At 62.1% G+C, this 11,714-nt stretch carries 11 protein-coding genes; 10 read left to right on the forward strand and 1 reads right to left on the reverse strand.

Annotation, left to right across the window (positions count from 1 at the left end):
* Positions 1-107: 107 nt before the first annotated feature.
* From H0274_RS01425 to H0274_RS01455, 7 genes are all read left to right on the forward strand, one after another.
* The gene (locus H0274_RS01425; RefSeq protein ID WP_226792484.1) at positions 108-671 is read left to right on the forward strand and encodes a DUF3617 domain-containing protein; all 564 of its coding nucleotides are present in this window, start codon (positions 108-110) and stop codon (positions 669-671) included.
* 421 nt (positions 672-1,092) lie between these two features.
* Entirely contained in the window at positions 1,093-1,839 is a 747-nt protein-coding gene (locus tag H0274_RS01430) for an esterase/lipase family protein (protein ID WP_226792486.1), read from the forward strand.
* A gap of 103 nt (positions 1,840-1,942) precedes the next feature.
* On the forward strand, positions 1,943-3,340 hold the full coding sequence (locus tag H0274_RS01435) for a circularly permuted type 2 ATP-grasp protein (protein ID WP_226794411.1): 1,398 nt from the start codon (positions 1,943-1,945) through the stop codon (positions 3,338-3,340).
* A gap of 15 nt (positions 3,341-3,355) precedes the next feature.
* Positions 3,356-4,300 carry an alpha-E domain-containing protein gene (locus H0274_RS01440; RefSeq protein WP_226792489.1) on the forward strand — a complete coding sequence of 315 codons (945 nt, stop codon included), beginning with the start codon at positions 3,356-3,358 and terminating at the stop codon, positions 4,298-4,300.
* A 3-nt stretch (positions 4,301-4,303) separates the two neighbouring features.
* Positions 4,304-5,119, forward strand: a complete 816-nt coding sequence (locus H0274_RS01445) for a transglutaminase family protein (protein ID WP_226792492.1) — start codon at positions 4,304-4,306, stop codon at positions 5,117-5,119.
* Positions 5,120-5,196: 77 nt separating this feature from the next.
* Positions 5,197-5,943, forward strand: a complete 747-nt coding sequence (locus H0274_RS01450; protein WP_226794412.1) for a peptidase — start codon at positions 5,197-5,199, stop codon at positions 5,941-5,943.
* 190 nt (positions 5,944-6,133) lie between these two features.
* Complete coding sequence (locus H0274_RS01455) at positions 6,134-6,760, forward strand: response regulator transcription factor (RefSeq protein ID WP_226792495.1); 627 nt, start codon at positions 6,134-6,136, stop codon at positions 6,758-6,760.
* Positions 6,761-6,781: 21 nt separating this feature from the next.
* On the opposite strand, the gene H0274_RS01460 is transcribed toward H0274_RS01455, so the two are convergent.
* The gene (locus H0274_RS01460) at positions 6,782-7,456 is read right to left on the reverse strand and encodes an extensin family protein (RefSeq protein ID WP_226792498.1); all 675 of its coding nucleotides are present in this window, start codon (positions 7,454-7,456) and stop codon (positions 6,782-6,784) included.
* A gap of 173 nt (positions 7,457-7,629) precedes the next feature.
* On the opposite strand from H0274_RS01460, the gene H0274_RS01465 reads away from it, so the two are divergent.
* The 3 genes from H0274_RS01465 (at position 7,630) to H0274_RS01475 (ending at position 11,707) form a co-directional block, all read left to right on the forward strand.
* Entirely contained in the window at positions 7,630-8,775 is a 1,146-nt protein-coding gene (locus H0274_RS01465) for a phosphoserine transaminase (protein WP_226792501.1), read from the forward strand.
* Positions 8,776-8,871: 96 nt separating this feature from the next.
* Entirely contained in the window at positions 8,872-10,458 is a 1,587-nt protein-coding gene (serA, locus tag H0274_RS01470) for a phosphoglycerate dehydrogenase (RefSeq protein ID WP_226792504.1), read from the forward strand.
* Positions 10,459-10,585: 127 nt separating this feature from the next.
* A complete protein-coding gene (locus H0274_RS01475) occupies positions 10,586-11,707 on the forward strand; it encodes an ATP phosphoribosyltransferase regulatory subunit (RefSeq protein WP_226792507.1) in 1,122 nt (373 codons plus the stop codon).
* Positions 11,708-11,714 lie beyond the last annotated feature (7 nt).

Consider the following 11,714-nt stretch of genomic DNA (forward strand, 5'->3'; position numbering starts at 1 on the left):
CCGTTCTGCATGCGTTCCGCAACGGGGCGTTGGCAGAACGGCGGTGGCTTGGTATTCGCGAGGAGATGGGTCGCGTCATCCGTCCGTAATTCGAAGGGATCGATTTGATGCGTAAACTGGTTTTCCTGCCAATGGTGGCGGCGCTTGCCCTTGCCGGTTGCGGCAAGAAGGAAGAAACTGCGGCTGGCGGGGATGTCGAAGGCAAGGGCGCCAACCCTGCCGAAGCAATAGCAGCGGCGGGTATCGAGATGCCTCAGCCGGGCGAATATAAGCAGACGGTGGAAATTCTGGAGATGAGCGTGCCCGGCATGCCTGAGGCCATGGCTGCCCAGATGAAGAAGTCCATGTCGTCCGGCCGCATGACGCTGACCGATTGCCTCACGCCCGAGGAATCGAAGGAAGCGCTCAAGCAATTGACCGAGCGCGGCATGAGTAATGAAAACAACTGCACTTACGAGAAGTTCGCCGTGTCGGGCAGCAAGATCGACGCGGTGATGAAGTGCGACGGAGAGCGGGGCGCCACCGGCACATTCACTCTGAATGGCAGCTTCAATTCCACCGGCAGCGACATGACGGTGGAAGGCGATCAGGTCATTCCCGACATGCCCGGCGGCAAAATGCATATGAAGATGCGCATGGTTTCGGAACGCATCGGAGAATGCAAAGGCTGATTGCCGGGGGTGATGTGTCACCCTCTCAGGCCGGGAAATGCCCCTTTTCGTGCGAAGCGTGTCACCCCCATTCGACGCGGTTTCGAGCCATTTTTCGCGGGTATGCGTTGTCCTGGACGTAACCTTCCGTTTCGGGTTTTCGTGCATGTTCCGCAAGCGCTGTCGGGGTGGGGCGACACAGGCGGGAAGCTTAGGATTCAGGGCGAGGGCAGGGCTGTTCATCGGACAGCATAAACGCCATTTGCGGATGTGTAGGAAAGTGCAGTCGGACGATCGGTAAATACTACAGTTTCATGACGCCGGCAGATTCGTTCAGCCTGGAATAAGTCATTTCTGTTACAGTTCCGGCATGAACTCGCTGAGTCGGAACCGTGCGGGCGCCTTGCCGCGCCGGGGTGCCCATGGGCACCAGCCATCGCGCATGCCGCCGGCAGGCGACTGGCTGAGCGCGATCAAGGCGCGCGCGGCGCTGGTGGTCGAGGCGCAGCCCCATGGCATTCACGGCCCGCCGCTCAGGCATCTGCTGGGCGAACTGCAATTTCTTACCCGACCGCTCAAGCGCAAGGTCGCTGGCCCGGCAATCTGCCGCAGCGCCAATCCGCGCGTGGTCATGCTGTTGCCCGGCTTCGCAACTCATCCGGTACGGTTGCGGCGGCTGGCGCAGCATCTGGAAATGGCCGGCCATACAGTGAAGAACTGGGGCTTGGGCTTCAACATGGGGCCCTCGCCCGAGAATTTCGACATGGTGGCCCGGCGCGTGCTCGATCTCCATCGCCGCTATGGCGAGCAGGTAGTGCTGGTCGGCTGGAGCCTGGGCGGCATTTTCGCCCGCGAAGTCGCCAAGCGTAACCCCGAGGCAATCGCCAAGGTGGTGACGATGGGTTCGCCCTTCTCGGGCAATCCCAAGGCCAATAATGTCTGGCGAATCTATCACCTGATAACAGGCCATTCGGTGGAGGCACCGCCGGTTGTCGCGGATATATCCGTCAAGCCGCCCGTGCCCACCGTGGCACTGTGGAGCCCGCGTGACGGAATCGTCTCGCCCCGCAGTTCCTGCGGTCGCCCCGGCGAGCGCGACAAAGCGATTGCCCTGCGTTGCGGTCATATGGGTTTTGCCTATTCGGACGAGGCGATTGAGGCAGTTCTGGCCGAGTTGGAAAACATCTGACCTGACTCGATTTTGACCCCTTGGCAGGCGCCAAGTTCCGTGCAATTGTTGCACTGCAACATAAGGGGCAGTGAGCATAAAGCCGGAGCCTAATTTCGACGAGATGCGGCAGGCCGACGGGGCAATCTGTCCGGCTTACCGGGACTACGTAACCTGGCTGGAAGAACAGGATCCGGCCCTCATGCGGCGCAAGAGCCGCGAGGCCGAACAGTTCTTCCGACGAACCGGGATCACCTTCAATGTCTATGGCGATGATGACGCGGAAGAGCGGCTGATTCCCTTCGACATGGTTCCCCGGATCATTACCGGAACAGAATGGCGACGGCTTTCCCGCGGGATCGAACAGAGGGTGAGAGCGCTCAACGCCTTCATGCACGATCTCTATCACAGGCAGGAAATTCTGCGGTCCGGGCGCATCCCGCTCAGCCTGTTCAAAGGCAATGTTGCGTGGCTGCCCCAGATGGTCGGCTTTACGCCGCCGGGCGGGGTCTACACGCATATCGTCGGAATCGACCTCGTCCGCACTGGGCCCAACGAGTTCATGGTGCTGGAAGACAATGCCCGCACTCCCAGCGGCGTTTCCTATATGCTGGAAAACCGCGAGACGATGATGGCGATGTTCCCTGAACTCTTCGCCAGGATTCACGTCCAGTCCGTTTCCGATTACCCGCGCCGCCTCGCCAAGAGCCTAGCGGCCTGCGCGCCCGATGCAGCATCGGACAAGCCGGTAGTGGCGGTGCTGACGCCGGGGATCTATAATTCGGCCTATTATGAACATGCCTTCCTGGCGGACCAGATGGGCGCCGAACTGGTGGAAGGCAGCGATTTGCGCGTGGTCGATGGCCGGGTGCAGATGCGCACCACGGCGGGCTTCCAGCCGATCGATGTGCTCTACCGCCGGGTGGACGACGATTTCCTCGATCCGCTGACCTTCAACCCGCAATCCATGCTGGGCGTGCCGGGGATCATGGACGTCTATCGTTCGGGCGGGATCACCATTGCCAATGCGCCGGGCACCGGCATTGCGGATGACAAGGCGATCTACAGCTTCATGCCGGAGATCGTCGAGTTCTACACGGGCGAGAAGCCGCTGCTGCCCAATGTGCCGACCTGGCGCTGTGCCGAGGCCGACAGCCTTGCCTATGTGCTGGACAACATCGCCGATCTGGTAGTGAAGGAAGTCCACGGATCGGGCGGCTATGGCATGCTGATCGGCCCGACATCTTCCAGCCGGGAAATCGCCCGTTTCAGGGACAAGCTGAAGGCCCGGCCGGATAATTACATCGCCCAGCCCACGCTGGCGCTTTCCACCGTGCCGATATTCACCAAGGCCGGGCTCGCACCGCGCCATGTGGATTTGCGGCCCTTCGTACTCGTCTCGCCCAATGGAATCGACATAACGCCGGGCGGGCTTACCCGCGTGGCACTCAAAAAAGGCTCGCTGGTGGTCAATTCCTCGCAAGGGGGCGGGACCAAGGACAGCTGGGTTCTGGAAGACTGAGGGGCGCAGCGGGGAATGCTAGGCAGGACGGCCAATTCGATCTTCTGGATGTTCCGTTATCTGGAGCGGGCGGAGAATACCGCGCGCCTGCTGGAGGCGGGCTTTCGCATGGCGCTGACGCGCGGCGCGGATGCTGCCAATGAGGAATGGCGCTCGGTCATCGTCACGCTTGGCGAACAGACTGCCTATCAGGAACTGCATAGCGAATATTCCGGTGCGCAGGTCTGCAACTTCGTGCTGCGTGACAGGGAGAACCCGCAAAACGTCCTCGGCATGATCGAGGCCGCCCGGGCCAATGCACGCAGCGCCCGTACTTCGATAACGGCCGAGGTGTGGGAAGCGGTCAACGAGGCATGGATGGTGCTGGGCGACCTGCTCGATCGACCAGTGCGCGAGGCCAGCCTGGGCAGTGTGCTGGCATCCATCCGCCGCGAGGCGACGCTGGTGCGCGGGGCGACCTATGGCTCGATGCTGCGCAATGAAATCTACCATTTTGCACGGGCAGGGACTTTTCTGGAGCGGGCTGACAACACCGCGCGTATCCTGGATGTGAAATATTATCTGCTGCTGCCCTCGCTTGCCTATGTGGGGTCTAGCCTCGATACCGGGCAATGGGACACGGTGCTGCGCTCCCTTTCGGCAGAGCGGGCCTATCGCTGGCTCAATGCCGGGCGGATGGACCCGCGCGGGATCGCCGAATTTCTGATTCTCGACCGTCGTTTCCCGCGCAGCCTGGCATTCTGCTACGATGCCTTGCGGGAAAATCTGAAGGCTCTGGCCGAACTGCATCACAATAGGGGGGAATGCCACACGCTGATGCGCGAGGCGGACCGCAGACTGTGCGAGGCAACCATCGATTCCATCTTTGACAAAGGGCTGCATGAATTTCTCACGGCCTTCATCAGCGAGAACGAGGCCATCGCCACCTCCATTGCCACCGATTACCGGTTTATCGCCTGAGCCATGCGCCTTTCCATCCGCCATACGACGCATTACCGTTTCGCAGAACCCGTTGCACACGGGCTCCAGCGCCTTCGCCTCACCCCCAAGGCTACCCGCGGGCAGGAGATACTTTCATGGTCGATGACCTACGAAGGGGCTGCGCTGGAACTGGAATACGATGACCAGAACTGGAACCATACCGCGCTGATCGCGGTGCTGCCGGGTGTGCAGGAAGTGGCGATACATTGCGAGGGGCTGGTCGAAACCCAGGACAAGGCCGGGGTGATCGGGGGGCACTCCGGACATCTACCGCTCTGGGTCTTCCTCTCGCAGACCGAACGGACGAAGCCGGGCGCGAAGATGCGTTCGTTGGTGGGGCAGGTTCGGGGAAGGGATGGCGATACGCTTGCCATGCTGCACGAGCTTTCGTCCGCCATCCACTCCATGGTGCGGTACGAAACCGGGGTGACGCATGTTCAGACGACGGCCGAGGAAGCACTCAGCGAAGGCGTAGGGGTCTGTCAGGACCATTCGCATATCTTCATCGGCGCGGCCCGCGCGCTCGATATTCCCGCCCGCTATGTCTCCGGGTACCTGATGATGGATGGCCGGGTGCATCAGGAGGCGACCCATGCCTGGGCTGAGGCTCATGTCGAAGGGCTTGGTTGGGTTGGCTTCGACGTATCCAACGGAATCAGCCCAGATCCCCGCTATGTTCGCGTCGCGACGGGGCGGGATTATGCGGAGGCGGCACCGGTTACCGGGATCAGCTTCGGTACGGCAGAGCAGGAACTGCATGTCGTATTGGCGGTAGAACAACAGGGCGTGGAACAGTAATCTTCGTTGAGGGGTGCGTTGCCAGCGGAGTTCTCGCCCGCAATGGCAGCTGATTGGTATGTGTCAGGGGATTTGAAGTGACCTATTGCGTGGGCATGATGCTGGAAAAGGGGCTGGTGCTGATGAGCGACACCCGCACCAATTCGGGCGTCGACAACATCTCCACCTTTCGCAAGATGTTCCACTGGGAAGTGCCCGGTGAACGCATCCTCACCCTGATGACCGCCGGCAATCTGGCGACGACGCAGGCCGTGATCAATCAGCTTGAGGAGCACAACAAGGCGCCTGATCAACGGCAGAATTCCTTGCTCGAGGCTCCCACCATGTTCCAGGTGGCGGTGGAAGTGGGGAGGCTGCTGCGCTCCACCATCCAGTCCTCGCAGGCCGGGAATGGCATGGAGAGCGAGGGGCGCTTCACGGCTTCCATGATTCTTGCAGGGCAGATCAAGGGCATGCAGCCGCGCATGTTCCTGCTGTACCCCGAGGGCAACTTCATAGAAGCCAGCTGGGACACGCCCTTCTTCCAGATCGGTGAAACGAAATATGGGCGCCCGATCCTGCTGCGTGGCTATGAGCGGGAGATGGACTTCGAGGATGCGGTGAAGCTGCTGATGGTCAGCTTCGATTCGACGCTGAAGGCGAATCTCTCGGTCGGCATGCCGCTTGATCTGCTGGTGGTGGCGCGGGACTGCTTCACGCCTTTGCACGAACGGCGAATCGAGAAGGATGATCCCTATTTCCTTTCGATTTCTTCAATGTGGGGCAACTCGCTCAAGGATGCGGTCCACGCTTTGCCGGATTATCGCTTCGATACCCCCGCTTAAATCCCCCATACGGCTGTTCGAATCCCTCGTTTCGGGACGTTCCTTAAGGGCAATTCCGTAATTCAAATCCAGTTCGGACCGATTTCTACACTGGTTCTGACATATTGGTGCGAATTTACGGTATCTTATTATCCTGAATCGGGGCCAAGTCGGAGCGCATGCCAGGGGGCATGCCCACATTACTGAGGGCATGGGACAGGTTTTTACCATTCACTTTGTCGAACGAGACATCAAGGCACGGGCGGAGGCCGCCCGGCTGGCGCTTGCGCTTGGCTATCATGCGGAAGTCTATGCAAGCCTCGATGAGATCGCGAAACACCCGCCCCGGGAAGGGGTTCTCGTCGCGCGGGACGATGAACTCGACGGCGGCCCGGCAGCGGTCCTGGGCGCGCTGGACCGGCTCGGCGTATCGCTGCCGCTGGTGATCGCCTCGGTCGCCAACTCGGTCTCCGATGTGGTTGAAGCCGTCAGCATGGGCGCTCTGGATTATCTCGTCCTGCCGATCACCGAGGAAGAATTCGCTGCCATGTTGTCGCGTGTGGAGCACCGCGCCCCGGGTGAAACACTTGCACGACGGCGCATGATAGAAGCGCGGGAACGGATCTGCGGATTGTCGGAAAGGGAGCGGGAAGTACTCGAATTGCTGGTCAACGGCTCTTCCAACAAGCTGATCGCCAGGGAACTCGAGATCAGCCCGCGCACCGTGGAAATTCATCGTGCCAATATGATGGAAAAGCTGGGCGCCAAGCATGTGGCGGAAGCTGTGCGGCTCTATCTCGACGCGCGGCTGGACCGGTTGCTTCACCGCGCCGCCTGAGCCGCAGGCTGACGGCAGTGGCTAGCGGCAGAAGGGCCTGTCGCCCCCTTCCAGATGGAAATGGTCCTTATGCGCCTCGTTATATTCGGGGCCGAGGACCGTGCCGAAACGTTTGCAGGCGCTGTTGTGGACGATCCGCAGGAATTCCCGCTCTGCCGGACTGCCGGAACTCCATCCCTGCTTCACGCTGATGCGGCGGCCATCCGCCAGCACGAAGCCGGAAACGTCGATCGCATTTCCCGTTGAATGGGCGGAGCGGCGCGAGGTGCCCGCGACATTGCGGCAACTATAGCTCCCGAAAGTTTCGATCCGGGCGAGCGGGCTGCCGAGTATCGAACGGGCTGCCCGATCAACCCCGAAGCGGGCCCATCCGGCAAAACTGTTCGCTACCGGGCAGGCGACTGGCCCCAGATTGCCGATACCGAGCGTGCGCTGGTCATCGCCGTAGAGTGCGGAAAGCTGCACCGTATTGACGGTCGAGCAGCCGGCACCATGGAATTTGTCTGGCAGGGGCGCAAAGCTCGCGTCGGCCGCGCCGAGCTGGCTGAGGCACTGGCGAGTCTCTGCCGTAGGCACGTAAGCGGGCTGGGCAGGACGCATTGCCTGGCGGGAGGAATTGCCCTGCGATCCACCGGGGACCATCGAGCAGGCGCCTAGTGTTACGGCAGCCAGAAACAGGGCGACGGCGTGTTTCATGGCATGATTCTGCCGGATTCAGAGTAAAAAATCCATTAACTTCAATCTGCGCGAATTCGGATATCTTTGAGGGTAGGCGGCAATTCACCTTGACTCGTTTCAAACCGCCACTAAGTGCGGCGACGGGCCACGCGGTCCCAACGCCGCGCGTGCTCTCTGTGAGGAGAGTCTACATGACTGATACCAATGCCCGTCCGGCAGCTAAGCCGGCGCGTCCTTTCTTTTCTTCCGGTCCCTGCGCCAAGCCGCCCGGATATTCCCCCGAAAAGCTCGCTACCGAATCGCTCGGCCGCTCGCACCGCGCCAAAATCGGCAAGTCGCGTCTTGCCTATTGCATCGACCTGATGCGCGAAGTGCTTGAGCTGCCCGATACACACCGCATCGGCATCGTGCCCGGTTCTGATACCGGCGCCTTCGAAATGGCCATGTGGACCATGCTGGGCGCGCGCGGGGTTACGGCGCTGGCTTGGGAAAGCTTCGGTGAAGGTTGGGTCACCGATGCCGTGAAGCAGCTCAAGCTCGAAGCCAATGTGATGCGCGCCGATTACGGCCAGCTGCCCGATCTGGACAAGATCGACTGGTCGGACGACGTGATGTTCACCTGGAACGGCACCACCTCGGGCGTGCGCGTTCCCGATGGCGAATGGATTCCTGACGATCGTGAAGGCCTGTCCTTCGCCGACGCGACCAGCGCCGTCTTCGCTTACGATATTCCGTGGGACAAGATCGACGTCGCCACCTTCTCCTGGCAGAAGGTGCTGGGCGGCGAAGGCGGCCATGGCGTGCTGATCCTCGGCCCCCGCGCCGTGCAGCGTCTGGAGGAATATACCCCCAGCTGGCCGCTGCCGAAGGTCTTCCGCCTCATGTCCAAGGGCAAGCTGGCCGAAGGCGTGTTCAAGGGCGAAACCATCAACACCCCGTCCATGCTGGCGGTGGAAGATGCGATCTTCGCACTGGAATGGGCGAAGGGCCTCGGCGGCCTCAAGGGCCTGCAGGCACGCAGCGACGCCAATGCCGCGGCGCTGGACAAGATCGTGGCCGAGCGCGACTGGCTGAGCCATCTCGCGACCGACATGGGCATCCGCTCCAAGACCTCGGTCTGCCTCTCGGTCGAGGGCGCCGATGCCGACTTCATCAAGCAGTTCGCCGGATTGCTGGAGAAGGAAGGCGCGGCCTATGACATCGCCGGTTATCGCGATGCCCCTCCGGGCCTGCGCATCTGGTGCGGCGCCACGGTCGATACTGCCGACATCGAGGCGCTCGGCCCCTGGCTCGACTGGGCCTATGCCGAGACAAAGGCCGCTCTGGCCGCTGCCTGACAGCCGTGAGCTCCTGCGCAAGCAGGAGCCCATGCATCCTTGCGCGACATTCCCATGGGCTCCTGCCTGCGCAGGAGCTCACCAAAGGATACCAACATGACCAAGCCTAAAGTCCTCATTTCGGACAAGATGGACCCGAACGCCGCCCGCATCTTCGAGGCACGCGGCTGCGACGTGGACGTTATCACCGGTGAAACCCCGGAACAGCTGATCGCCCGCATCGGCGACTATGATGGCCTTGCCATTCGTTCCTCGACCAAGGTGACGAAGGAAGTCCTCGACGCCGCCAAGAAGCTCAAGGTGATCGGCCGCGCCGGTATCGGCGTGGACAATGTCGATATCCCCTATGCCTCGGCAAAGGGCGTGGTGGTGATGAACACCCCCTTCGGCAACTCGATCACCACGGCTGAACATGCCGTCGCGCTGATGTTCGCGCTCGCTCGCCAGCTGCCCGAAGCCGATGCTTCGACCCAGGCCGGCAAGTGGGAAAAGAACCGCTTCATGGGCGTGGAACTGACCGGCAAGACGCTGGGCCTGATCGGTGCGGGCAACATCGGCGGCATCGTGGCCGACCGTGCGCTGGGCCTGAAGATGAAGGTCGTCGCTTATGACCCGTTCCTCTCGCCCGAACGCGCGGTGGAACTGGGCATCGAGAAGGTGGAGCTGGACGAGCTGCTCGCCCGTGCGGACTTCATCACGCTGCACACCCCGCTGACGGACCAGACCCGCAACATCCTGTCGAAGGAAAACCTCGCCAAGACCAAGAAGGGCGTGCGCATCGTCAATTGTGCCCGCGGTGGCCTGATCGACGAGGCGGCGCTGAAGGAAGGGCTCGATTCCGGCCACATCGCTGGCGCTGCGCTGGACGTGTTCGCGGTGGAGCCGGCCAAGGAATCGCCGCTGTTCGGCACCCCGAACTTCATCTGTACTCCGCATCTTGGCGCTTCCACCAATGAAGCGCAGGTCAATGTTGCGCTGCAGGTGGCTGACCAGCTGAGCGACTTCCTGGTCAATGGCGGCGTGACCAACGCGCTCAACATGCCTTCGCTCTCGGCAGAAGAAGCGCCGAAGCTCAAGCCCTATATGGCGCTGGCTGAAAAGCTCGGCTCGCTGCTGGGTCAGCTGACGCATGGTTCGGTGCCCCGGATTTCGATCCACACCGAAGGCGCGGCTACCGAACTGAACGCCAAGCCGATCGTGGCCGCAGTGCTCGCGGGCTTCCTGCGGGTCCATTCGGATACGGTGAACATGGTCAATGCTCCGTTCCTGGCCAAGGAACGCGGCCTTGAAGTGCGCGAAGTGAAGACCGAACGTGAAGGCGACTACAACACGCTGATTCGCGTTTCGGTGAAGACCGATGCGGGTGAGCGTTCGGTGGCCGGCACCCTGTTCAGCAATGCCGAGCCGCGTCTGGTCGAACTGTTCGGCATCAAGGTGGAAGCCGAACTGGCTGGCCACATGCTGTATATCGTCAATGAAGACGCTCCGGGCTTCATCGGCCGGATCGGCACCCTGCTGGGCGAAAACAGCATCAATATCGGCACTTTCAACCTTGGCCGCCTGGCCGCCGGTGGCGAAGCCGTTCTGCTGCTCTCGGTCGATACGCCGGTTCCGGCCGACGTTCTCGAGAAGGCGCGCGCGCTGCCGGGCGTGAAGCGGGCGATGCCGCTGAACTTCGCGTAAGGCACGCTGTAACTGTCTCTCCATGGGCCCGGCTCCGGATTTTTCCGGGGCCGGGCTTTCCTTTTGCGAGCCCGGATTGAATTGGGGGTTCGACAGGCCAAGCCCGAGGAGTTAGGGGCTCTCCGTCATGAGCGATATCGACCGCGACCTGCTGCCCGAAGGGCTTGAGGATCGGCTGCCGCAAAGCGCGGCTGCCGCCACCCGGATCATGCGTGCCATTCTGGATGTAATGGATGCGCATGGATATGATCGCGTGCGCCCGCCGCTGATCGAGTTCGAAAAGTCGCTCGCCGCGCGCATGGCGGGAATCCAGCCGCGTCGCATGTTCCGCTTCATCGATCCGGTGAGCCTGCGCACGCTGGCCCTGCGCAGCGACATCACGCCGCAGGTTGGCCGTATTGCCGAAACCGGGCTTGCCGCCGCGCCGCGCCCTCTGCGCCTTGCCTATGCGGGGCCGGTCGCAACGATCAAGGCCGATGCGCTCGACCCCAAGCGGGAACGGCTGCAAGTGGGCGCCGAACTGATCGGCAGCGACGGTGTGGCTGCCGCCGCCGAAGTGGTCGCCATGGCGATCGACGCGGCCAAGGCAGCCGGGGCGACGGGCATTTCCGTCGATTTTACCCTGCCTGATCTTGTCGATACGCTGGCTACCAGCATCCTGCCGCTCGACCCGCAGGCGATCGATGCCGTGCGCCGGGAACTGGATTCCAAGGATGCAGGCGGGTTGAAGGCTGCTGGCGGCGAAAGCTATCTGCCGCTGCTTTACGCCGCTGGGCCGTTCGAAAGCGCGATCGAGAAGCTTGCACAGATCGATGTCGGCGGCGTTCTGGCGAGCCGCATTGCGGGCTTGAGGGAAATCGCCGCGCGGGTTGGCGGGGCGGCCCGGCTGACGCTGGACCCCACCGAGCGCCACGGCTTCGAATATCAGAGCTGGTTCGGCTTCACGATCTATGCCGATGGCGTGCGCGGCCTGCTGGGCCGGGGCGGTACTTACCGGATCAGCGGAGACGCTGAAGGCGGTGAACCGGCCACCGGTTTCTCGCTCTATCCCGATCCGCTGATCGACGTGGCTGCCAATGGCACTGCGCGCGAGGCGGTATTCCTGCCGCTGGGCTACGATCCGGCGGTGGCGGCGCAGCTCCGTTCCGGCGGCTGGCGTACCATCGCCGCGCTTTCCGATATAGATGAGGCAAAGGCGCTCGGCTGCACTCACATACTGGATGGAACCTCGGTGCACCCCCTCTCCTGAGGACAAG

This window comes from Fulverythrobacter ferritrahens (genome assembly GCF_020539485.1).
GTDB classification, from domain to species: Bacteria; Pseudomonadota; Alphaproteobacteria; order Sphingomonadales; family Sphingomonadaceae; genus Andeanibacterium; species Andeanibacterium ferritrahens.